The following is a 24,896-nucleotide window of genomic DNA, read 5'->3' as shown; positions in this document are numbered from 1 at the left end:
TAATATTTTCAAACACAATTTATACTATACATTAAAATAAAACATGATATAAATCATATTATAAAATTTTATCATCATATAATATTTAATTAAAGAATTATATAATCATCAAAGTTAATTATGGGCAAAAAGATATATCCATATTATTCTTCCAAGCCGATAATTTGTGGTGGTACATATCAATAATCCGGAAATAATTAAAACTAAAACCGCTTCAACGGACAGACCAATAATCAAATATCCCACTACCCACAGTATTAGAAATTCCAGCATACTCAACCCATAACTTACATACATGGCTCCAAAGAAAAAACCTGGTTCCCTTTCAAAGGTATGGTTGCACTTATCACACACATGATGCATCTCTGGAAATTTCACTAAATATCCATATCTTGTGGTTTTAAAAATTTCACCACTATTACATTTAGGACATTTCCCTTTAAATATTGGCCTTACATTCATTATTTGTTGTTTTTTAGGTTACTGCAAATGTAGTGGCCTATTCGCTTGTTTATGTTATATTAAAATCGCAGATTTTTGTACTTTTAGGACATATTATAGAAAATGCCAATATCAGTTTTAAATATCGACCACTTTGAAAGTGACAGTTTGATGCCTGACTTTTACAGTAACAGACTGGATCAACACCTGGAAAGCAATAAAGGTCATTTCCAAAAACCACATCGACATAATTTTTACTTATGCGTTGTTTTTAGCAATGGCTCAGGAGTACATGAAATAGATTTTAAGAAATATCCATTAGGACCCGGAAGTGTGTTTTTCCTGAAACCCGGTCAAACACATTTTTGGCAGTTTTCTCAACAACCTAAAGGATATATTTTCTTCCACTCTAGAGAGTTTATTGAACTCCAGTTTACCAACAATAAATTGGAGATGTTCCCCTATTATTTTTCCATGAACAACTCACCCCTACTTCAATTATCAGAAGGAGAAACACTGCCCATAGTGGACCAGTTTTCTGTAATTGACAAGGAATTTTCCCTGGATTTACCTCTTAAAAGGCAAAAGCTCTGCAACCTTACCACTTCATTATATATCGATCTGGCCCGAAGGTATGGTAATAATTATAGGACCCAGGATGTTATTCCTGTCCCATACTTGGAGACCTTAAGAAAATTGGAAAAGCTTGTTGAAAAAGAATTTAAGTTGCATAAATCACCCAATTACTATGCTGAGAAGTTAAACATAAGTACAAAACATCTCAACCGAATTGTACAATCCACTTTGTCACAAACAACATCCGGGTTGATCCAACAACGTGTTATGCTGGAAGCAAAGCGTTTGATAACCCATTCAGATCATTCGCTATTGGAAATTTCCGAGAATTTGGGTTTTAACGATTATGCTTATTTTTCCAAAGTATTCAAGTACAAAACAGGTATTACACCAGTTAATTTTTTAAAAAAATATAAAACAGTTCACTAAGGGTTACCAGATTCAATTGGTCTCCGGCACTCTAGACTTTTTGGCATAAATCGTCTATTCTAAAAACTTTCTGTACAGAGTGAAAATCACTTTGGCTATCTTTATATTTAAACCTGCTGGTAACCAATAAGTGCTTAGCTTCTACAGGAACAGCAAGAGGAAGCCTTATATTTTGCTTGGTTTGAGCATCTATGTATACATATTTCCAATGTATGGGTAACCAATATATTCTGCCATTGCCAAAACCATCCATTGTTACCTTATGGGGAAAGTTCAATACAAAATAATCTTCCATGTCAACTGCCCTACCATCCTTTTTTATCGGAATTTTGGTTAGATTATTCAACCCCTTCTTCATATCCTCCTCTGTAATATACCTAATATTGACTGTAAGCGTTTTTGTCAGGATATTTTGCCTTACTTGTCCTTTATTTTCAATTGTGGCAATAAACTCTATCAACCAAGAATCAATATTTCTATCAATTAATTTAGCATCCAGGTCAAATTCATATTTCGGGTACCTATCCCTTTTTATGTAGAAATTATAAACCACCCATAGAGCCCCTATTACAATGAACACTAGTTTAATGATTTCAATATTTTCCAAAATGAAATAAAACATTGGGTCACTAAAGAATACAAAAATTTTAAGATCACTATACAAATTTAGTAAGCTACCTCTGATAATAAAATACCATATTATGGGTATTTTATTCATTAAAATATCAACCACACTCCCACTTGATTTCTCCTGGAGATTGCAAACACCTCTATTAATATCCTATTAATAAAAATAAAACTTGGATGTTTCCAGGACGTCCCCATGGTATCTCCTCTTTACTGCTACCCATCACCTGTATTCTTGAAATGACTATTTTTCACAAAGTTCTTTCAGCTTGTCGAGCGCTTTTGGGTAAGTTTGGTCCATATAATCCAAAAAGTCTTCTGTAGTGTCTAAGTCAACAGTAACAGTGGTGATGCCGTTGTTTTCTTTGAAGCTATAGTTTTCATGTCCTCCTGCCCATTTTTCGACCTCAGCACCTTCTGTAATTTCCTTTTCACCGTCCAAAATTCCATAATGCCGAATGGAAACAAATTGGAACGGAATGCTGTCAGCAATTTCAGATACCATTCCGCCCTTTTTACCATTTTCATCGGTTCCGACAAAGTAAATTTTTGACCCTTTTCCCCAGCTTCCTTCATAAGATGAGGTTGGATTAAATTCGGATGTCCATTGCTCATAGGTCTCAATATTGCTAATGCCTAGCATGGTATCATATACCTTCTCAGCGGGTGCATTTATATCTTTCTTGAATTGGAGTTTTTTCATGGTTTATGTTATGTTTAAAAATTTCATTGTTGTTTTTACACCATTGACATCTTCGTCAATACCCATTTACAGTGCTAGTTAACAATATTGTATAACAGTCAATTAGCGTAATAAAGTTAATGATTTTCAGCTTAGCATTGAGGTTAATATTTTCAACCAAATAAAATTCACCTTCAGCTTTATGAAGGATTGTACATTCACCTTTACTGGCCTTTATTCATTTAGGGCAAAATTCACGATGTTCTCCACATGAATTTTTGTTGTGTCGAATACAGGAAAGTCAAAGTCCTTTTGCCCAATAAGCATTGGGATTTCAGTACAGCCTAAAATAAGGCCTTCTGCTCCCCTTTCTCTTAGTTCATTGGCGTATCTTAGAAATTTTAGTTTTGATGCTTTATTTATGACACCTTTTCCAAGTTCATTTTTTACAATCTCCTGTATTTCTTCAACATCATTTTTTTCTGATGGAATAATGCTTTCAATCCCATAATCCATTAGTTTGTTCCGGTAAAAATCCATTTCCATCGTAAATTTTGTACCTAAAAGCCCTACTCTATGTAGCTCTTGCCTTTTTATCTCTTCTGCTGTGGCAGATGCGATATGAATAATAGGGACATTAATATTTGATTGGATTTCATCAGCAAATAAATGGGCTGTATTGGCGCATAGGACTATAAAATCCACATTGTTGGATGCTAAACTTTTGCACGCATTAAAAATCAAATCATAAGAATTTAACCATCCCTTATCTTGAATGTCAGAAAAATTCAGTGAAAATATAACACATTCAGCCGAATTAAGGCCTCCCAGCTTTTCATTTATGCCTTGGTTTATATACTTATAGTAGTCCAAAGTTGAAGTCCAACTTATTCCACCTACTAATCCTATTTTTTTCATGTTATAGCGGTTCTGTTTTCAGCTTGTCGCCAGCTTCTATTTTTCCAGTTTAGATTGTTTTTAATTCTTCCTTCCATGGATGAAATAAACTAACCATGTAAATGAAATTAAAACTAAAAAATCCATTCAAAATTAAAAATGTCCCAAGGATAATACATAACCGTTTTTCAACACCTATCTCAATCAATTGAATTAGATAAATGGGAGGGCTTTTCATTATTGAAATCCGTCCGGCATAACTAGAACTACAAATTACTAGGGTTTGGGGGCGAAGTAGCATTTTTGGTCTATTCGGGGTAGTATATATTTTGTAATCAATCATTTACCCCTATTTTTCCTGAAAGATTTGAAAAAACATTCTTTGAGTTAAATATTTATCTGGCATAAACATCCTACCAATCTACCCTTAACGAGGCATAAAAGTAGTTATATGGCAAACCTTACCATTTTCCCTTTGGCTTTATTCCAAATGAGTTATTGATCTAATAATATTATTTAAGGAGGAATTTCACATATTCAATTTCACCAGAATAAGCAAATGGAGGTGAATAATCGGAAGATACAGAAGACCCAAGATCCATTCCAATATCCATTGTTTCTGTAGCCGAATAACGAGCTGGAACCACTTTATTGATATTTCCTTGGCCAACCTCTTTACCATTTACAATTAGTTTGGCGTTACCGCCACCACCAGGTTCGTTTGATTCCTGTGTATAAACCATTTGGATGTTTAATTCTCCCTCGGGTAAGGCTGTGGATGCAACTTCATAATGGTTTACGTGGAAGAAATTATAATAGTATATCAGTTTGTCATTTTTAATAAATAAGGAATATCCAGCAGAACCTCCGCCATTTGCAACGATTACCCCCTCATCGCCTTTTTCATAATTAATATTGGCTGAAATGGTGTGACTGCGCGCATATGCAGGCGGAGCACTCCCTTCTGGAATACGTTTGGTTCCTGACAAATAAGTAAACTCGTTTTTGCCCCGAACAACAGAAGGGCGATTAGGATTGGTGGCGCGTTCTACAAAACGGTCATCCAAAGGATATACATCGTATTTTTTTGCTTCCTCATCAAATATTCCTTTCAGCTCTTCCAGCTTTTCTGGGTAATCAGCTGAAATATCTGTTGCTTCGGAGAAGTCCTCTTCAATGTTGTATAATTCCCAGTCATTATCCTTAAAACCAACAGAACCTGACAATTCCCATGGAACACCATGGAATGAAGCGGCAACCCACCCATCGTGATAAATGGCACGATGGCCACCCGTTTCGAAATACTGGGTAGTTCGTGTATCTTCTGCGTTGGCATTGGCAAATGAATAATTCATAGAGCCCCCCGCCAATGGTGTCTGATCTACACCATTGATTCGTGTAGGCATTTCAATCTTGGCAGCTTCATAAATGGTAGGAGCAATATCTATCACATGATGGAATTGTGTTCTTTTTTCTCCTTTAGCTTGTATTGAAGATGGCCAGGAGATGATCATACCATTTCGGGTGCCCCCAAAATGTGAAGGTACACGTTTCATCCATTGAAATGGGGTACTACCGGCCCAGGCCCATGGCACTGCAAAATGGTTTTCATGCTCAGGCCCCCCAAGGTTTTCCATTTCTGACAATTGTCTCTCTACATTATCAGGAAAACCATTTTGGGTCATCATATTATTTAAAGTTCCCGTCATGCTACCTTCTGCACTGGAGCCATTGTCACCAATAATGTAAACAACCATGGTATTATCACCACCAGGTAGGCTTCGGGCGCTTTCTATTAGCTTTCCTATCCAATGATCTGTATGAGCCAAGAATCCTGCAAAAACCTCCATTTGTCTGGCATATAGTTTCTTTTCATCATCACTCAAAGTCTCCCAAGCTGGGATGGACGCTGGTCTGGCTGATAACTTAGTATTTTTAGGAACAATACCCATTTCTTTTTGACGCTCAAGGGTGTGTTTCCGCATGGCGTCCCACCCTTCATCAAACTGACCTTTAAATTTGTCACTCCATTCTTTGGGAGAGTGCAATGGAGCATGTGCAGCCCCCGTGGCAAAGTACATGAAATAAGGTTTGTCCGGGTTGATTGAACGTTGTTGACTCACCCAGGCAATGGCATCATTGGTAAGGTCCTCGGTCAAGTGATAGCCTTCTTCAGGGGTTGTGGCGGGCTCGACAGGTGTGGTATTCTTAAAGAGTTGGGGATAGTATTGGCTTGTTTCTCCTCCTTGAAAGCCATAAAAATATTCAAATCCCAGACCTGTAGGCCATTGGTTAAATGGTCCAATTGGATTGGTTTCCCAGTCTGGAGTATTATGCCATTTTCCCCAAGCAGCTGTACTGTACCCATTTTGTTTTAATACTTCGGCCACTGTTCCCACATCTTTTCCCCAAATACTGTTATAGCCAGGGTAGCCTGTAGATAGCTCGGAAATAGTGCCAAACCCAACTTGATGATGATTTCTTCCTGTCAATAGAGCCGCCCTTGTTGGGCTACAAATACCTGTTGTGTGAAACCGGGTATAAGTCAATCCTTCTTCTGCTAATTTTTCCATTGCAGGAGTGGGAATGGGTCCCCCCATGATCCCAGCTTGCCCAAACCCGACATCATCTAAAAGTATGACAATTACATTGGGAGCCTCTTCTGGGGCTTCCAAGGGTTGGGGATAATCTTCTTCGGAGTCCTCAAAGGTAGTTCCTATTTTCCCATTAAATGAAGGTTTTGGATACGGCAAAACGTTCCCTTGGTTATTCCTTCCATTCGAATCCTTAGTGGTCTCAGGCTTTTGATTGCAAGCTAAGAGCAATAGTGTCACTGTAAAAATCAGGAGGTTTTTCATAAATGATAGCTTGTTTAATGCCAATGATTAAAACTTTAATTATATGCAGATAAGATTGTCAATTGTTGAAATCTTAAATTCAAAAAATATTGTTATTAATATAAATATTATAAAAATTCAAATCAATTAATTTGCACAGATAATAAGTCATTAACCAATGGTAAGCCAACTCCCAATATTTTGATTCAACGGTCAATGGGGATGATATAAAGTTCTGAACGAAACCATAAATTATAAAAATCTTTATTACAGTTAATACACCGCAAATCTAGGAATCAAGCCAAAAGTCTATGTATCCTCTACTAGGGCTAGGAGCATCCATTAGGGAAGCCCTACCCTTTTCCCTAAAATATCTTGAAATAAAATCTGGACATTTTATAGACGTTTCCCCTATCCTATTTTCAGGTAATAAGATTATGACTCATTAGCCATAACTAGAATTGCAAATTCCCATGATATTAAAGTGAAGTGGTACACCTGGCCCAGTCATGTTGATTTCAATTCCACATTGGTTCGATTAAAGGCCAATTCCCCTTCACTTGTTTCCTTCTTTCAATTTGCAACAAAACCATGGGCATATAGCAGGCAAGCCTTACCTTCCTTTATTTTGTCAACATTATAGTGGAGCAGGCGGAGGGTGTTCCTACCTAGGCTTATTTTGGCTAAATGAATAGAATAGCGACTATTTTAGGATCAAACCATATTTATGGGCGATTGATTTAAAGCTTAAATTTTGGATAGTCTCTGAATAGTTGTATAAATCCTATAAAATACATCCCCCTAAGACGATCATTTTGATGATATGTTTAAACCATTTCCTCACGAGAGATAATTTCCCTCTTTAAACTAAGGCCATCCCATCCAAGTCCTACTTTTGAAACATATACTGGATTGGCGCTAATACGCTGAGTATGTAAATCGATAGCCCCACGTGGACCAAGTACATTTACGCGGTTTAAATCAACTAACAATCTCTCTTTAGAAACTTTACCCGAATGCTCTTCTAAGCTATTTCTCAGCAATAGACCTACTTCGTAAGCCAACAAAGCATAGCCCTCTGGAGCAGACCCGAAATTATTGTGATAATTCTCCACAAACTCTAAATTGGCTTCATTATCTATTTCTTTAAACCAGGTAGATGCAGAAAAAATATTTCTACTACTAACTTCTAAAACTTTCATCGTGCTGGTGTCCGAAAAATAAGGTACAAAGGAGACCTTAATAACTTTTGAAAATTTTTCTTCATTTAAATGTTTTATAAACTTGGAAAAAATAGCATGAGATGAAGTTAGTACATGAATATGCTTAGGGCGGTGTTGTTGAGCAAAATTCAGGACTTCCTGTATATCCTCTTCTCCAAATAAATAGCCTAACATATCCCCGGATATGTGCTGCATTGCTTTTTTCGAAATCGTACCACCTTCTCCTTCTTCTACCCTATCTAAGCAAACACAAGTTTGATCCAAAAGATCCTTAGCAAAATTACCCAGCACATACTGACTAGAGCTTAAATCCAAACTATTCAAAAAGACATTGGAAAGCTTCTGTCCCTTTGACAAATCCCTACAAGCAGCTAAGTTAAAGATTACGACAGGTGTTCCACATTTTTCAAAATAGGCTTGCATAAGCTCGGACTGATCACAGTTTAATACAGCAATAATAAGTTGAGCTTTCTCAACTTTAATTAGATCATTTAGAGCATCTTTATTTCTATCAATCTCCTCACAATTCAAATATCGGGTAACAATTGATACCTCCTCTTTATCAAACACATTAGAACCGAGTCTTAGGCCTTTTTCAATTTCCTGCGCTATGCTGGAGACCAGGCCTGAGAATGGCATTAATATTCCTACTTTCATCATCGAAAAAATTAAGTTTACTATTGAATTTTATTTACTCATGTTGGTATGTACAAAATTGAGGACTGGCAGTATATTTTAACAGCGCATTACTCCCTATAGAAAAAATCAAGTATAAATACCTGGTCAAACAGACTCCCATTAATAATAAAGAACAGCAGCAGTTTTTTGCTACTGCTGTTTCTAAAAAATCAACTAAACACTTAAACTCCTACTTGATCTTCAAGCACTCGTTCGGAAACTAATTTTCCACTTGTTTTGTCTTTCAGTTCGATTTTGGAATTGGAATAATATCCAATATCGATATCTTCAGTTGACTGGACTGAATTTTTGACACCTCCTGATGACATCACCCCACCAATACCTAAACTCCAAAAGTGATGGCCTTTGTAAGTTGGGTTGTAATTAATGGCCGTATTTCCAATCAAATAGGCGTTGTACCTTATTCGAACTTTCATCACGCCACGGCTTGCCGAAAGTTCAGCTAAAACAGACTCTCCCGGATCCAGCGTCACACTTACCCCAGAGGTGGAGCCTACTGTGATTGATTTGGATTCTTGTCCACCTATACCCCAAGACTGGCTGTATGAAAGGGAAGTCTCTCCTTTCACACCTGATCCCAAAAACTCCACTCCATAGGAGATTTTTTGCCCTACACTTAAGGTACCTCCTGTACTCCAGTTGGAGCTAGTGGTGTTGCTGAGTGTTTCGGAAATGGCTACATTGAAAGTCCCTTTTTTGCTGCTATCGTTCGTAAACTCCTGGGTCTTTACTATCACTGGTTCAGAAGTTATGCCCAAAATTTCGGCACTTTGCACCACCAATACCATTTGCACTTGTGGCCAACTGTACTTTTTGTACAAATCCCCCCAAGGAGTTGGGCTGTGCAGGTAGGCATCATTGGGAGATTTACCAAAATAAGCCTTTACAGCATCTTTTAGCTGTTTGTCTCCTAACTTGAAGGTGGTTCTTTCATCGTCGGTGATGACATGTTGTACGGTTCCACTTGCATTGACACTGGAGACAGATTTGTCTTTTCCTGCAATAATACTAATGCTGATTCCCATAATGTTAAAAATTTAAAGTTGAAAAACTTGGTTCTGCCTACTCTATTGAAAGGATTTTCGGCTTACTCCGAATTTTAAATATTCTTTTCCAAAAATGCGGTTATCGGCAAACATAGATTTACCTGAACAACCACTATTGATTGATGACTAAATGTCAAATTTATTTCACTCCCACTATAAAGGATAGCTTTGCTGGATTTGGTTGGCAAAATCCGCTGTTCGTTGATGTCAATTCAAAATTGGTAGAAATAGATAAAAAAATAAAGGGGATAAACCACCAGTTCAAAAACCAAGTATTTCTACTCCAAAAACAAGAAAAGCTTATATTCCGTTGATCGGATCGGTCAGGTCACTAATATCAATGATTTCATGCTGTAACCCATAAACAATCAAGCCCACTACATTCTTTGAGTTTGTTTTGCTCAACAAGTTGTTTCGATGTCCTTCCACCGTTCTTTCACTCAAAAATAGTTTCTCAGCTATTTCTTGAGTCCTAAATTGCTGGCAAAGTAAAAGTAAAACTTCCTTCTCCCGCTTGGTGATAAAGCCTGGATCTAAAGGGGAAACACTGTTTTTTTTGTTTCTATTGAGAAAGTCTCCATTAATAATTTGAAGCACCTCCTGACTATAATAAAAACCCTTTGCTGCGACCTCATTGATTGTTTGGACCATTTCATCCGGATCAGCATCCTTAGTGATGTAACCAGCAGTTCCAAGGTTGAGCATATTAAGGATAAATGGTTTTCCTTTATGGGTGGTCAAAGCGATTACTTTAAGGTCAGGGTATTTTTTTGTAATCACTTTCGTGGCCTCTATACCATTCATTTCAGGCATTTTGAGGTCCATCAGTACGATATCTGGGAAATTGACCTTCTCTGCGGCTGATAGCTTTTCAATAAGTTCAGCTCCATTGCCTGCATCAAAAAGCACTTCAAATTGTCCAGTACTTTCCAGCATATGCTTAAGCACTCCCCTGAAAAGTGTTTCATCATCAGCTAAGACTATACTTGTTTTACGATCCATCAAAAGACTTTTTTATCGTTACTTTCATTCCTTTTCCCAATTCACTCCAAACTTCCAAACTTCCATTCATCATATCCACTCGATTTTGGAGGTTCAACATGCCTATTCCGTCACTTGATTTTTCCACATCGAAGCCTTTCCCATTATCTTCATAAAGATAAAATAGACCTTCGCCATTCACACTAATATTAATTTTTATCTCTTGTGCACCAGCATGTTTTACTGTATTATTAATCAATTCCTGGCTAATCCGATAGATGATCAGACGGGTTTCCTGATCCAATAAGTTTTCTTCTATGTCCGATTTAAAACGGGTTCCGATCCTTGGTCCTGCCAGGACTTCATCCAATAGTTCATGGATACCAGCTTCCAAACCAAACTTCTCTACGATAAGTGGTGAGTAAGCATGGGACAATTCTCGCGTCCTGCTGATCACCTTTTCGGAAAGCTCCTTCAGACCATTCAACAGTTCCAAACTATCATTTCCAGAAAGTTGGTACAGACTTAATTTTATCGTTGTTAATTTCGAACCAATATCATCGTGTAAAATATCAGAAACACGCCGCCGTTCTTCTTCCTGAGACCGGATCACGGTATGTAAGAGGTCTGTTTGGTGTTTTAGCTTTAGCTCAGCGTTAAGCATTTTTTCTTTGATCACCTTTCTTCTCATGACTTCGACAGCAACAATGATAATTACTGCAAGCACCAGCACCAATGAAATCGCAAGTAATATGTAATTTACGAACTCTTGACCTTCCATATTTCTAGAAAATAAAAGATTTGGAAAATCATAAACAGTACTACATTAAATAGCAAGATTGGTTTCCATTCAATTTGAGAAAGGCTCTCCCCTAACAAAAATATAATCGAGCTACCTCCTAGATAAACAACCATTCCGTAATTGATGAACCTGAAATTTTCTTCTTGATTATTAATCACACCGTTTACCAAATGGAAAATAGAAGCGAAAACAAATAAGAGATTCATGCTAAAATATGAGTATCCCCCAAAAACCCCACTTAAATTGTTCCATTTGGAACTGTATTCATAACCTATTAACCCGACACATAGAATGAGTCCAACTAACAAAAGAATCTTAACCTTTCGGTTATTTAGAATCTTCCAGTAAAACAATCCATAACCTATTAATTGAAAGGCAAAATAAAAATGAAATAACAACAAGTTATTTATTCCTAATCTAGCCAGTAAGAAGCTAGATATTTGAATTAAATAAACAAGAGAAAAAGTAATGGTGAAAATTTTGGTTGGAAGATTACTTTTGGCATAATACTTCCAACCAAAAAACACTGCTCCAGTCAAAGTAATAAGATTTAAATAGTGAATTATTCCATACATAGTTCACACTTTGAAGCAGGTCAAACAATTATTAATTCATGTCCAGACTCAACAAACCATCAGGATCCATCTCTCCACAATCCGGTGGACATGGACTGGTAAAATCATATACATACTGCCCCTCTTCCTCATTTACCATATCATTTCCATTGGCATCTACACCCACTATCAAAAGTTTCTCTGTATCATTATCGTCTATTCCTAAATAAGTCCTGACATTGGTGGCTCCCAATTCGGCCATGACTTCCTGGAGATCTATCATGGGTACCAAAAATCCATTGACCGGTGTCTTTTTATTATAATCCTTTTCCATTTTTTTCCATCGTTGCATCCACTTCTTGGCAGTCTGCTTAGGAATTGTGTTTTTCATAGTTGCGCTTTTTAATATTAAAAGAATTCAAACTCAGATTTTAAAACGTACTAATTACAATGCAAACTAAACTTTAAAGAAGTATATTCAAAGGAAAATAAATTAATTCCTAACCTCATTTCACACACAAATAACCTTCATTGGATTACTTTATACATACATTTTACAACAACAACCTATTTCTCTGTGCAGCATTAAGATTTTTATACTGAATGTTTCTTTCAATAAAATTGAAAGAAACATTATTCGATTAAAATATTCAATTTAAAATAATCCGACCATCAAAAAAATAATGACAAATCATTATGAATGATTCCCTTCTTTCAATATCCAAATGACTTGGCAACTGCGGCATAAAACAAATATCTTCAAATTGAACCGTCTCGAAAAGACTGGTATTGAACCTATATTGATAGAAACCGTAGGATAATATTCGATAACTCTAGTGTTTGAATGACCTTTTATCTAAACAAAAAGTATTGGTGATTGTGATTCGTTTCAAACCATTTATCCAGAAATTAATTCTAGAGTTTAAGTTCTCTTCCATACTCCCTAAATCACTTTGCAAATTTTAAAAACTTAAACCCTTATCTATGCTAAAATGACTTTAGCCTCAAATCTTTTTTAAAAAGTATATTTCCTTAACGAAATTATTTGTGGAAAACTAATGTTTCAAACTAAAACAAATTTATGAGATTTCACACTAGAAAATGGATCAAACCAGAAGACCTTAATGCCAATAATTCATTGTTTGGAGGACGCTTGTTAGCTTGGATAGACGAAGAGGCCGCACTCTACGCAATTATTCAATTGGAAAACAAGCACGTAGTAACTAAGTACATGTCCGCCATCAATTTCATGGCTTCGGCTCGAGTCAATGACATTATTGAAATTGGGATAGAACCTATAAAATTTGGAAGAACTTCTATCACCTTAAAGTGTGAGGTGAGAAATAAGATGACCAGAGAAACTATCATTACCATTGATGAAATCATTATGGTAAACTTAGGAGAGGATGGCTTACCCAAAGCTCACCAAAAACACAAGATTGAATATGTGAAGGATAGATTAAAAGGTAGCTAAAAGTGGTCTTTCTAAACCCGAATAAACTACTTCTAGGCATAGCCTCAAATGATCAAAATAATGTCACTGGCTTTATTAACAGACATATTGTTTTCTCCAAACCTTAATCATTGATAAGGGGAATTTCAATAGAAACACAAAGTAAAATATTAAAACACAACAATTTGCTTTGACATTTTTATGTAATGAGCTTCACTTGGACAAGCTGTGTGTTTTCAAGTAAATACAATTGATTTTTTAAAATAAAATGAAGATTAACCTTAATAAAAACGAAACTTTTACATAACCTACTTTATTCCCATATGCTAGATATTTGCGGGTTATGAAACATTTGATTCGAACCATACTTTCTAGCTTTTTTTGTTTGATCATTCTAATATCTAAGCTAAGTGCTCAAACAACTGAAGAAAGCACGCAAATGTTGAGGGAAGCTCAATCTATCGCCAAAAGAAACCCAGAGCAAGCCTTTGCAATGGCTACTGAGGTTTTGGAAAAACAACAAATCAATGGAGCGGATTCAATTATCGGAAAAGCCCAATTGATTCGCGGAAAGGTTCTTTTACAGTTTGGTCTTTATCAACCTGCTTCAGAAGCACTTTATGAAGCCGAACATTTGTTTGAAACAGCTGAACAGGATTTATACTTAGCACAAGTAAATAATGTCCTGGGAGAAGTTTATTATAAAATAAAAACCCCAGAAGATGCAGTGGCGCGTCACGAAAAAGCGCTTTCTATTTATCAAAACCTAAAGAATAGAGAAGGAGAAGCAGAAACTAAAAGCTTTATTGGAGGGATGTATGAGAAAATGGGCAATTATCCCAAAGCCTTGGCTCATCAAAGGGAAGCGCTAAAGATCTTCGAAGAATTGGGTCTACAAAGCCATAAAGCTTTTGTTAGAGAAAACATTGGAAGCATATTCGAAGATTTGGAGCAATATGATTCCGCCTATTTCAATTTCCAAAAAGCCTATACTTTGAATATTGCTGTTGGAGACAGCTTACGCTTAGTCAGTAACCTCAATAATTTGGGTGATGTCTTTCGAAAAACAAGAAAACCAGAAAAAGGGCTAAGCTATTCTCAAATGGCTGCTGAAATGAGTGCGCGTCTAGGTTTTTTGGACCAACAAAATAGCGCCATAGTGGATATCTCAAAAGCATATGCCGAAATGCGTGATTATGAAAATGCCTATAATTTTTTGGAGCAAAGCCGCCAACTAAGTGAAATAGTATATTCGGAGGAATCTGCTCGGCAAATCGCCATTCAAGAAGCGCAAAATCATCTTTACACCAAAAACCAACAAATCAACCAATTGGAGCAAATGCGGGAATTTGATGCCATGGTAAAATGGCTTTTAGTCTTTTTGGTGGTATTGATGTGTGTGCTGGGTTGGGTGATTTTTAACCGACAGAAGCTAAAAATAAAAAGCAATAAAGAATTGCTGGAACAGCAAGAGGAAATCCTTCAGGTAAAAGAACAATTGATTGCTACCGAAAAAGAAAACAGACAATTATTAGAATTAAAAATGGAAACCGAAGAGCAGGCCCATTCCAAATCACTTACTGCTCAAACCCTCCATTTGATTGATAAAAACCAAATGCTTGAAGGCATACAAGTCAAGTTGAAAAGCATACTTGAAGAAAACCCCAAAGATCAAAAAAAGAAAATCAGGAACTTGATCAAAGAGATAGATTTCAACTTTTCACACGACACGGATTGGGATGATTTTAAACTAAATTTTGAAAAAGTCCACCAGGATTTTTTTAGAAACATCCAACAAAGGACTGGTGGATTGACCCCAGCTGAGATGAAACTTGCCAGCCTTATGCGACTTAATTTAAGCTCAAAAGAGATAGCCTCCTCTTTAGGAATTTCCATGGATAGTCTAAGAATTTCTCGCTACCGACTTAGAAAAAAATTAAACATGGAAAAAGGCGACAGCTTACAGCAATTTATCCTTTGTATATAGTTCACAATTAATTAATCCATTCGTAACATTTCATAACACACTAAATATCAGTTTTTTAATACATTTATTTTAAATTCTGTTTAGGTTTTGTTAACGGTCATTTTTCCAGTTGTTGCCTAATTGATTACAGTAATTTCTAGCCCTAAAAAGTAGTCTACGCTAAAATTGTAGCATCAAATTCTTTTAAATCTTATGTCAAAAAGTAAACTAATTAATGGGCTTTGGACACTAGGCATTCTTGCTGGAGCATGTAGTGCCCCAAGTCAACAAAACGAAAATGTCACTGCAAAAAGCTTGGACAAGGTCAAACCTACTTATGTTACAGATCAGGTAAATCATGATACAGATGATCCTGCCATCTGGATCAACCCAACTGACCCAAGCCAAAGTTTGATCGTTGGGACAGACAAAGACGCCGATGGCGCATTGTATGTTTTTAATCTCAAAGGTAAAGCCATTGATTCTTTAACCGTTCGGAATATCCAGAGACCTAACAATGTGGATATCGGATATGGTCTACAATTAGGTGACAAAACAGTAGACTTTGCTGTAACAGGTGAGCGCATGACTTCCAAACTTCGCTTTTATAGCCTTCCTGATATGAAGGAAATTCATCCTGAGGGCATAGAAGTGTACCTTGGTGAAGAGGGACCAGAATACCGTGACTTAATGGGAGTCGCCGTATACCACAACCCTGAGAATAATAAACATTATGTGATTGCAGGACGAAAAAACGGACCTCAAGACGGTACTTATTTGTGGCAATATGAAATCAAAAGCGAGGATGGTATCCTTAGTCTTGATTTAGTCCGCAAATTCGGTGAATTCAGTGGAAATAAAGAAATAGAGGCTATCGCAGTAGATAATGAATTGGGATATATCTATTACTCTGATGAAGGGGTTGGCGTTCGTAAGTATTATGCAGATCCCGAGAAAGGCAATGAACAATTAGCTTTGTTTGCCACAGAAGGGTTCACCAAAGATCACGAAGGAATCAGTTTTTACAAACTAGATGATCAAACAGGTTACATCTTAGTTTCTGACCAGGAAGCCAACTTATTCCATGTCTTTCCTAGAGAAGGATCTTCCTCCAACCCTCATGAACATCAATTGATTACTAAAATCCCAACCAGTACTGTTTCCAGTGACGGCTCAGAGACCAGCAGCACAGCATTAGGCCCTGATTTCCCACATGGATTATTTGTTGCCATGTCTGATGACAAGACTTTCCAAATCTATAAATGGGAAGATATGGCTAGAGACACCCTAAAATCAAAAAATTAATCTTTCAAGCTCATAATTATGAAAAATCAATTACTGAGAACCATTATTTTGCTGGCTCTTTTTTGCCTAAGTCATCAGGTATTACTGGCACAAGGAGTATTGCGTGGTAGGGTCATCGATGCCCAAAACCTGTCCATGCCAGGCGCCAATGTAATCTTACAAGGTACTTCCCTAGGGACTGTTACCAATCAATCAGGGGATTATTCCATTGTGGATTTGCCTGCAGGTAACTATGAAGTTTCAGTTTCTTATTTAGGATATGGCTCGGTAGTCCATACCGCTAAAATTGAAGAAGGAAAAACAACTACCATAAACTTCAAATTGGATCAGAAGATCATAGAAAATATGGAGTTTGTGGTCATGGGTGACCGCCTTAAAGGCCAAGCCAAAGCTTTGAACCAACAGAAAAACAATTCAAACATTACCAATATTGTTTCCTCTGACCAGATAGGAAGGTTCCCAGATGCCAATATCGGGGACGCATTGAAGAGAATTCCAGGCATTACAATGCAAAATGACCAAGGAGAAGCGCGTGACATTATCATCCGAGGGATGTCTCCTCAATTGAATTCTGTTACGATAAATGGAGAAAGAATCCCTTCGGCAGAAGGAGACAATAGAAGGGTACAGATGGATTTGATTCCTTCTGATATGATCCAGACCATTGAAGTAAATAAGGCTGTTTTGCCAAGTATGGATGCTGATGCGATTGGCGGTTTCGTAAATTTAGTGACTAGAAAGGCTCCTAATGGCCTAAGGGTTTCTGGTACAGCAGGAACAGGAATTAACCTTTTGTCAGACAAGCCAATTTGGACGGGTGCGATGATTCTCGGTGACCGTTTTATAGACGGAAAACTTGGAGCGATCGTATCTGCATCTTACAACAATCATAATTTTGGGTCTGAGAATATTGAAACAGCTTGGTATGATTCGGATAATGGCGTTGCCTTGGAGGAGTTTGAAATGAGAAAATATTTGGTACAAAGGGTTCGCCGATCAGTTTCAGTAGCTTTGGATTATGAAATTAACCCGAACCACACCCTTCTTTTCTCCAGTATGTACAACCATAGAGATGACTGGGAAAATCGTTTTGCGATGAAAGTGGACAATCTTGATGATGTATTCGATGATGGTGATTTCGAGGAAGTTTCAGAAGGAGTCTTTACCTCATCCAGTGCAAGGGTAGAATATGAAACCAAAGGCGGCTTGGATTCTGACAGAAACAAAGCAAGAAGACTGGAAGATCAAAGGGTTCAAAACTTTACTTTTGGAGGTGACCACCTTTTCAACAAATTAAAAATGGATTGGTCTGCAACTTACGCAAAGGCATCTGAAGAAAGACCTCATGAAAGGTACATTGCTTACCGAGAGGAAGATCAAAATGTTAACATTGACATCCGTAATCCTAGAAAGCCATTTGCTTCCTTAGCCAACTTATCGGACAATCTGGCATTTGGTCTCGATAATTTATCTGAAGAATACCAATATACCTTTGACGAGGACCTTAATGCAAAATTGGATTTTAAATTGCCCTATAGTGATAAAGGTATCTTACAGTTTGGTGGTCGATACAGAGGCAAATACAAGAGCCGAATCAACAACTATTACGAATATTCGCCAGTAGATGAAGATAGCTTCGGTACTACTCTTGGAGATGTTCCTCATACAGATCAATCAGATCCAAACTTCCTACCTGGCAGTCAATATCAAATTGGAACATTTGTGGACCCACAATTCCTAGGAACTCTGAACTTAGATGATGCAAGTCAGTTTGAAGGAGAGTTAGTCTATGAGGAGTTTTTACCTAGCAACTATTCTGCAAATGAAACCGTAACTGCTGCATACGTAATGGCTGACCACCAATTGACGGATAAGCTTTCCACCATTGTTGGTTTAAGGTGGGAACACACCCAGATTTCCTATACAGGTAATCTTTATGATGTAGACAATGAAACCTTCAGTCAAGCTACACAAGATGATAGCTACTCTAATTTTATGCCTGGCGTTCATTTAAAATATGATGCAGACCAAAACAGTGTTTTAAGGTTTGCTTGGACCAACACCATTGCCCGACCAAATTATTATGATTTGGTACCCTATGCGGAATATGTAGCAGAAGATGACGAACTATCTAGAGGTAATCCAGATTTGTTGCCGACCGTTGCCATGAATTTTGATGTGATGGCTGAAAGGTATTTTGACAATGTTGGCTTGATTTCACTGGGTGGTTTTTACAAAGATATTGATCAGTTCGTGTACGAGAAAACAGACCTTAACTACAATGATCCTGTATTTGGAGATGGCCTAGAATACACTAGACCTGAAAATGGCGGTACAGCTTCTGTTTATGGTCTGGAAGCATCCATTCAGAAACAAGTATGGAAAGGGTTAGGCGTTTACCTGAACTACACATTTACCCAATCTGAGACCACAGGTATTGAAGGTAGAGAAGAAGACAACCTTGAACTGCCAGGTACCGCCAAGCATATGTTCAATGCTTCTCTTTCCTACGAAACCAAAAAATTGGTTTTGAGAGCTTCTTTGAATTATGCCGGAGACTACTTGGATGAACTGGGTGGTGAGGCATTTGAGGACAGGTATTACGATGAGCAAATGTTCTTGGACGTCAATGCATCTTACGCTTTTACACCTAAATGGAGACTATTCTTTGAAGGTAATAACTTGACCAATCAACCATTGAGGTATTATCAAGGCATCCGTTCCAGAACCATGCAAGAAGAATATTACAATGCAAGACTTAATTTCGGGGTGAAATTTGATTTGTTCGAATAGAAATAACTGAAAACCTTAAAAAAGGCGACTTAATTAAAATTAAGTCGCCTTTTAGCTTAAAATAGTTACATAATTATTTATTGTCTATTCATACTGATCAACCCCTCAATAATATACCTAATGCTTACAAGTTCATCATTAGATTGATAGATATCAGTAGAAACTTTAAGCACCATTTCATCTGCTGTCAATTTGACAATAGTGGCAGTTTCAGGAGATTCTCCAGGTTTGCTTAAGATAAACTTATCACCTTCCACCTCCCAAGAACCTGATTTCATGAAATAATCAACAGGAACTGAAAAATCAAACTCATGTTCCATATATGAACTTTTTAGGGTCACTGTATAACTTCCTTCGCCTACAACAGTGTTGGGTGACTCATTGACAGTCAAAATGTAGTCAATGTCAGAAGCTACTCCTTCCGAAAAAGTGGGTGGGAAATTTATCCCACCATAGGATACGGTAGAGGTTCCGCTATAAGTCATTCCTACCATTTCCCACTCCCCTACCACAGAGTGACTGATCATTGGTAATTCTGTGTCGGAGCAGGAAAACATTAAAGAAACAAGCATTAAAACAAAGGTAAAACGTAGTAATTTCATGTTTTAAAAATTAAGGTTAAATAATAAATTTAAATGTAATACATATTTATATATTTAAAAATTGTTTTTAAATATATAAAAAACATTTTTATAAAAATTTAAATTAAACACTCAATCAGCTAATTAAGTAAATATCACCAAATTAATATAATCGTTATGGCAGAGAAAGTTTTCCAAACAATAAACTATTTAGACCAAGAGTTGGGTTTGAAACTCCTTTAATGTGTAAATTTGTATATCCCATTTTTCATAGCCATTAGTAATTTTAATGACTTTCTAATCTAACTTATACTCCATTTGCACTAAAATTGCTATTTCAAACTACCATAACCTTAATGAATGACATGAAATTATTAATAATGAGTTTACTGAGTAAAAGGAATTACTTTAATAAATCTTTGAAAGCTTAAATACACCTCTCCCACTACTCTATTGGTGGCGAAGACAACCCAAAAACTTACCCAAAACATCTTTAGTTCATAGCTTGTTTTACATAAGATAAATAAGCTATATCCTTATTTTAGTTTACAATATGACCAAACTTACCCCCATACAGCGGCTTTGGCGGCTGTTAAAGCTATATAAACCAGAAATTCGGCAAATCTATACCTATGCATTGGTGATAGGGATAGTGAACTTGTCTTTGCCCTTGGGAATACAAGCTATCATCAACTATCTCCAAACTGGAGAGCTTTCAATATCTTGGGTTCTATTGGTCACCATTGTTTTAGTTGGCATCACTGCCGCAGGACTATTGCAAGTTTTACAATTGAGAATCGTTGAAAATATCCAACAGGATATTTTTGCCCGTTCAGCATTTGAATTTGCTTTCAGGCTGCCTCAGATCAAACCAAGGGAGTTGGATAGCCAACATGCACCAGAATTGGCCAATCGTTTTTTTGATACCATGACCATTCAAAAAGGACTGCCAAAATTACTGATTGACCTGTCAGTCTCTTCTTTTCAGATCATATTTGGAATCATTTTACTGTCAGTATACAGTATTTACTTTATCGCACTGGGACTGATCCTGGGCTTTGCCCTATTTGTCCTGGTCAAAATCACAGGTAGAATCGGTTTGGAAACCAGTATCAAGGAAAGTAAATACAAGTATAATTTGGCTCATTGGCTGGAAGAAATTGGTAGGGTCAGGAGGACTTTTCACCTCAGTCAAAACCAGTCCTTTCACCTCAACAAAAGCGATGACATAACAGTAGATTATATTACCTCAAGGGAATCTCACTTTAGAGTGCTTTTGGATCAATTCAAATCTTTTGTTGGTTTTAAAGTGTTTATTGCCGCTGGTATTTTAGTGGTGGGTGGTTTATTGGTTTTCAACCAACAGATGAATATCGGACAGTTTGTGGCTGCTGAAATCGTGATTATCCTAATCATCAACTCCGTGGAAAAATTGGTCAGTGTTTGGGATAATGTCTACGATGTATTGACTGCCTTCGAAAAAATTGGTTTTGTGACTGACATGGAGCTCCAAGATTCTGCTGGAAAGTCAAAAATCAATAAAAATGGCCCGTGCTCCATCAAGTTAAAAAATGCCACTTTTCATTATTCAACCGATAATGAACCAATTATTGACAATTACAATTTAGAAATCCCCAATCAGTCCCGTGTTGTTTTAACTGGGAAAACAGGATCAGGTAAATCGACATTGCTTCAGATTCTTGCGGGAATCATAAACCTAGATAAAGGGGAAATATCCATTAACGACATTTCATACGATCATTTAGACAGAAAAAGTTTGCACCAGAATTTAGGAGTGGTTCTGGCATCAAATCAAATTTTCGAAGGAACACTTAGGGAAAATATACTTGTTGGTCGCCAAATTCCTGACGAAAAGTTGATGGATATGATGACCAAACTCGGAATGAATGATTTCTTAAAAAGCCATTCCAAAGGATTAGACCTGATTTTGGATAGCGGTGGACGCCGTACACCCAGATGTATCATCCAAAAAATCCATTTGGCAAGGGCTATTTGTCATAACCCGGGACTATTGCTGATGGAAGATCCCCTGGTAAATATCCCTAAAGAAGAGAGAAAATCTATTATCGAATTCCTAACCGATAAGGCCCATCAATGGACTTTGATTGTCATCACCGATGAAGATGATTGGATCGCAAATAGTACCCAAATAATAAAGCTCTAAATACCAATGCTTAATATATCAGAAAATAGTATTTCAAAATACGTCAAGCAAAAGGACTTCAAGGCATTTAAGGTGTTAGAGGAATTCAGCTATTTTAAATTCTCAAGAAGAGCTGTTATCCTATTTCTTTTGGGCCTCTTTGTTTTCCTTTTATTGCCATGGACCCAAAATATCCAGACTAACGGTTATGTTACCACCATATCTCCTGAACAACGTCCACAGTCCATTCAGACTGTAATTGCGGGAAGGTTGGAAAAGTGGTATGTCAAAGAAGGCGATTTTGTCAATAAAGGTGATACGGTTGTCTTTATGTCTGATGCCAAAAGTGAATATTTTGATCCTGCCTTGATCGAAAGGACCCAAGAGCAGTTGGATGCTAAAATGGGAAGTTCAGATTCTTATGAAGCCAAAATCAGCGCCATTCAAAATCAATATGCAGCGCTGCAAGATGGAATGCAGCTTAAGTTAAGACAACTTGAGAATAAAATTCTTCAAACCACCAACAAAGTACAAATGGACAGTATCGATTTGGTGGCCTATCAAACCAACCTGAAGATTGCTGAAAACCAGCTGGCCAGAACGCAGGAACTTCACGAAAAAGGCTTGAAATCCCTTACTGAGCTTCAGGAGAAAGAAATGAAAGTCCAGGAGGCCAACGCCAAAGTGACGGTAGGACGGAACAAATTGCTTAATACCAGAAATGAATTATTGAACCTTGACCTTGAAATGTCCTCAACCGAACAGGATTATAGGGACAAGTTAGCCAAGGCACAATCTGACATTCAGTCAGCCTTGTCAGCAAAGCTTGGCACTGCTGCGGAAGTTTCCAAATTGCGGAATCAAATTTCAAACTACAGCCAAAGACAACGCTTATACTATGTCACAGCACCACAGTCTGGGTACATCACAAAAGCCATTAAGAAGGGAGTTGGTGAGGTCATCAAGGAAGGAACAGACATAGTCTCTATCATGCCTCAAGATTATGACTTAGCAGTGGAAGTATACGTTAAACCACAAGACCTACCATTAATCCAACAAGGTGACAGGGTTAGGTTACGCTTTGATGGATGGCCTGCAATTGTCATAAGTGGATGGCCTGAAGCTTCTACCGGTGTTTTCACTGGAAAGGTGTTTGCCATGGACAGATTTATCAGTAGTAATGGATATTATCGAATCCTTGTCAGCCCTGATCCTGATGACCGCGAATGGCCAGATAAATTAAGTATGGGCACCGGTGTGCAAACTTTTATGCTGCTGAACAATGTACCTATTTGGTATGAAATATGGAGACAGCTTAACGGCTTCCCTCCTGATTATTACAGCAAAGAAAAGAGAAACCCAGAGCCATTGAAATTAAAGGCTCCTTTAAAATCGGTTAAATAAGTGCAAGGATGAATAGTAAATTAATATTCCACTACATCTTGGTTTTCCTGATGACTATTGTGCCTTATATAAGCAATGCACAATACGCGCTTTCGGATACCCTAGATTATGATGTATTCATTCATAAAGTAATCGAGCACCATCCTCTTTCACAAAAGGCCAAGTTGAATGACTTAAAAGCAGAGGCTACTATCCGCTCAGCCAAGGGTAACTTTGATCCAGTATTGGAGTCAGATTTCAACCAAAAACTGTATAGTGATAAGCTGTATTATCGCAAGTCCTATTCCTCCTTGCGGTTTCCTACCGTGGCAGGATTTGACTTGGTGGCAGGATATGAAAAAAACTCAGGAACCTATTTGAGTTCCGAAAATCAAACGGGAACTGATGGGCTTTGGAATGCTGGGATAGAGCTAAATGTACTCCAAGGACTTCTCATGGATGAAGGGCGAACTGCCTTGAGACAGGCCAAAGCCTATGCGGCGATTGCGGAACAGCAAAGAACACTTCAAACCAACGACCTTTATTTCAGTGCCAGTGAAGCTTACCTTTATTGGGCCAACAGCCACGCTGCCTTACAAATCGTTCAGGAGAGCATTGATTTGGCAGAAAACTATTTTGAGAATACTAAGACCTCCTTTTTTAACGGTGAAAAAACTGCCATTGATACCGTGGAGGCTTACATCATGTGGCAAGATCGAAAAAACTTACTTCAATCAGTGCTATCAAGTTACACAAGTACGCAGAAAAATCTGGAAAACTATTTATGGAACGAAGATGGCTGGTATGCTATCGAGCAAAAGGTGCCAACCAATTTAGGTAATATTGTAGAAAATGATAACAGCATAGTCTTTTCTCTTGACACCCTAGACGAACATCCCATTTTGCAAGAAGCCCAGTTTAAGCTTTCTGCATTGGAAGCGGACAGGCGGATGAAGCGGGAAAAGCTCCTGCCCAAACTAAAGCTAAAATATATGCCTTTGCTGACTCCTGATGGTGAAGGCTTTCCTGGATATAACCAAAATGACTATAAATGGGGCTTTTCATTCAGCTTTCCCCTGTTCCTCAGAGGAGAAAGAGGAGATCTTCAACTAGGAAAAGTGAAAGTTCAAGAGCAACAACTGGAATTGGAGAACAAGACCATTTCCTTACAAAACAAAATCCTCAACAGTCAGCAGCAAATTAATTTTCTCGCCAACCAAGAGGCCATACAAATGGAGAATGTAGAGGGCTATAAAAAGTTGCTTTGGGCAGAAAATGAAAAGTTCAATTTCGGTGAAAGCTCTGTATTTCTTTTGAATAAAAGGCAAGAAAAATACCTGGAAGGACAGTTAAAACTCGTTGACCTCATCATGAAAAGACAACTGGAACAACTTAAATACAGGTATTACACCAATACTTTGGATATTCCTGAAGAGCAGGAATTGTAGCCCAATAAT

19 protein-coding genes are annotated in these 24,896 nt (G+C 37.4%); 8 read left to right on the top strand and 11 right to left on the bottom strand.

Annotated features, from left to right (window positions below; genetic code table 11):
- Nucleotides 1-114: 114 nt before the first annotated feature.
- Entirely contained in the window at nucleotides 115-462 is a 348-nt protein-coding gene (locus tag JL001_RS23185; protein WP_236252847.1) for a hypothetical protein, read from the bottom strand.
- Between the two features lie 102 nt (nucleotides 463-564).
- Between JL001_RS23185 and JL001_RS15925 the strand changes: the two genes are divergently transcribed.
- Nucleotides 565-1,446, top strand: a complete 882-nt coding sequence (locus JL001_RS15925) for a helix-turn-helix transcriptional regulator (protein WP_200977838.1) — start codon at nucleotides 565-567, stop codon at nucleotides 1,444-1,446.
- A 31-nt stretch (nucleotides 1,447-1,477) separates the two neighbouring features.
- Here the strand turns inward: JL001_RS15925 and JL001_RS15920 are convergent, their stop codons facing one another.
- From JL001_RS15920 to JL001_RS15880, 9 genes are all read right to left on the bottom strand, one after another.
- A complete protein-coding gene (locus JL001_RS15920; RefSeq protein WP_200977836.1) occupies nucleotides 1,478-2,179 on the bottom strand; it encodes a hypothetical protein in 702 nt (233 codons plus the stop codon).
- A gap of 138 nt (nucleotides 2,180-2,317) precedes the next feature.
- On the bottom strand, nucleotides 2,318-2,776 hold the full coding sequence (locus tag JL001_RS15915; protein WP_200977834.1) for an SRPBCC domain-containing protein: 459 nt from the start codon (nucleotides 2,774-2,776) through the stop codon (nucleotides 2,318-2,320).
- 213 nt (nucleotides 2,777-2,989) lie between these two features.
- Entirely contained in the window at nucleotides 2,990-3,673 is a 684-nt protein-coding gene (locus JL001_RS15910; protein WP_200977832.1) for an aspartate/glutamate racemase family protein, read from the bottom strand.
- A 491-nt stretch (nucleotides 3,674-4,164) separates the two neighbouring features.
- Complete coding sequence (locus tag JL001_RS15905; protein ID WP_200977825.1) at nucleotides 4,165-6,510, bottom strand: arylsulfatase; 2,346 nt, start codon at nucleotides 6,508-6,510, stop codon at nucleotides 4,165-4,167.
- Nucleotides 6,511-7,316: 806 nt separating this feature from the next.
- Nucleotides 7,317-8,372, bottom strand: coding sequence for an ABC transporter substrate-binding protein (locus tag JL001_RS15900; RefSeq protein WP_200977823.1), 1,056 nt, complete (start codon nucleotides 8,370-8,372; stop codon nucleotides 7,317-7,319).
- Nucleotides 8,373-8,572: 200 nt separating this feature from the next.
- Nucleotides 8,573-9,436: a follicular epithelium yolk protein subunit gene (locus tag JL001_RS15895; RefSeq protein WP_200977821.1), complete on the bottom strand. Its 864-nt coding sequence runs from the start codon at nucleotides 9,434-9,436 to the stop codon at nucleotides 8,573-8,575.
- A gap of 321 nt (nucleotides 9,437-9,757) precedes the next feature.
- A complete protein-coding gene (locus JL001_RS15890) occupies nucleotides 9,758-10,459 on the bottom strand; it encodes a response regulator transcription factor (protein WP_200977819.1) in 702 nt (233 codons plus the stop codon).
- The gene (locus JL001_RS15885; protein WP_200977817.1) at nucleotides 10,449-11,219 is read right to left on the bottom strand and encodes a sensor histidine kinase; all 771 of its coding nucleotides are present in this window, start codon (nucleotides 11,217-11,219) and stop codon (nucleotides 10,449-10,451) included. The genes JL001_RS15890 and JL001_RS15885 overlap by 11 nt, the downstream gene beginning before the upstream one ends.
- Nucleotides 11,220-11,846: 627 nt before the next feature.
- The gene (locus JL001_RS15880) at nucleotides 11,847-12,185 is read right to left on the bottom strand and encodes a hypothetical protein (protein WP_192009975.1); all 339 of its coding nucleotides are present in this window, start codon (nucleotides 12,183-12,185) and stop codon (nucleotides 11,847-11,849) included.
- Nucleotides 12,186-12,875: 690 nt separating this feature from the next.
- On the opposite strand from JL001_RS15880, the gene JL001_RS15875 reads away from it, so the two are divergent.
- The 4 genes from JL001_RS15875 to JL001_RS15860 all read left to right on the top strand — a co-directional run bounded on the left by JL001_RS15875 (nucleotide 12,876) and on the right by JL001_RS15860 (nucleotide 19,311).
- Complete coding sequence (locus tag JL001_RS15875) at nucleotides 12,876-13,268, top strand: acyl-CoA thioesterase (protein ID WP_200977815.1); 393 nt, start codon at nucleotides 12,876-12,878, stop codon at nucleotides 13,266-13,268.
- Between the two features lie 364 nt (nucleotides 13,269-13,632).
- Nucleotides 13,633-15,234 (top strand): tetratricopeptide repeat protein, encoded by a 1,602-nt coding sequence (locus JL001_RS15870; RefSeq protein WP_200977813.1) that lies wholly within the window; start codon nucleotides 13,633-13,635, stop codon nucleotides 15,232-15,234.
- A 192-nt stretch (nucleotides 15,235-15,426) separates the two neighbouring features.
- On the top strand, nucleotides 15,427-16,518 hold the full coding sequence (locus JL001_RS15865) for a phytase (RefSeq protein ID WP_200977811.1): 1,092 nt from the start codon (nucleotides 15,427-15,429) through the stop codon (nucleotides 16,516-16,518).
- Between the two features lie 18 nt (nucleotides 16,519-16,536).
- On the top strand, nucleotides 16,537-19,311 hold the full coding sequence (locus JL001_RS15860) for a TonB-dependent receptor (RefSeq protein WP_200977809.1): 2,775 nt from the start codon (nucleotides 16,537-16,539) through the stop codon (nucleotides 19,309-19,311).
- Between the two features lie 77 nt (nucleotides 19,312-19,388).
- Here the strand turns inward: JL001_RS15860 and JL001_RS15855 are convergent, their stop codons facing one another.
- Nucleotides 19,389-19,913: a lipocalin family protein gene (locus JL001_RS15855; RefSeq protein ID WP_200977807.1), complete on the bottom strand. Its 525-nt coding sequence runs from the start codon at nucleotides 19,911-19,913 to the stop codon at nucleotides 19,389-19,391.
- 532 nt (nucleotides 19,914-20,445) lie between these two features.
- On the opposite strand from JL001_RS15855, the gene JL001_RS15850 reads away from it, so the two are divergent.
- Genes JL001_RS15850 through JL001_RS15840 form a run of 3 tightly spaced genes read left to right on the top strand, consistent with a single transcriptional unit; the run spans nucleotide 20,446 to nucleotide 24,887 of the window.
- Nucleotides 20,446-22,077: a peptidase domain-containing ABC transporter gene (locus JL001_RS15850; RefSeq protein WP_200977806.1), complete on the top strand. Its 1,632-nt coding sequence runs from the start codon at nucleotides 20,446-20,448 to the stop codon at nucleotides 22,075-22,077.
- A 6-nt stretch (nucleotides 22,078-22,083) separates the two neighbouring features.
- Entirely contained in the window at nucleotides 22,084-23,460 is a 1,377-nt protein-coding gene (locus JL001_RS15845) for an HlyD family secretion protein (RefSeq protein WP_200977798.1), read from the top strand.
- 8 nt (nucleotides 23,461-23,468) lie between these two features.
- A complete protein-coding gene (locus JL001_RS15840; RefSeq protein WP_200977796.1) occupies nucleotides 23,469-24,887 on the top strand; it encodes a TolC family protein in 1,419 nt (472 codons plus the stop codon).
- Nucleotides 24,888-24,896 lie beyond the last annotated feature (9 nt).

It is taken from the genome of Echinicola sp. 20G, from assembly GCF_015533855.1.
Lineage (GTDB): Bacteria > Bacteroidota > Bacteroidia > Cytophagales > Cyclobacteriaceae > Echinicola.
This window is presented reverse-complemented; position numbering and strand designations above follow the sequence as displayed.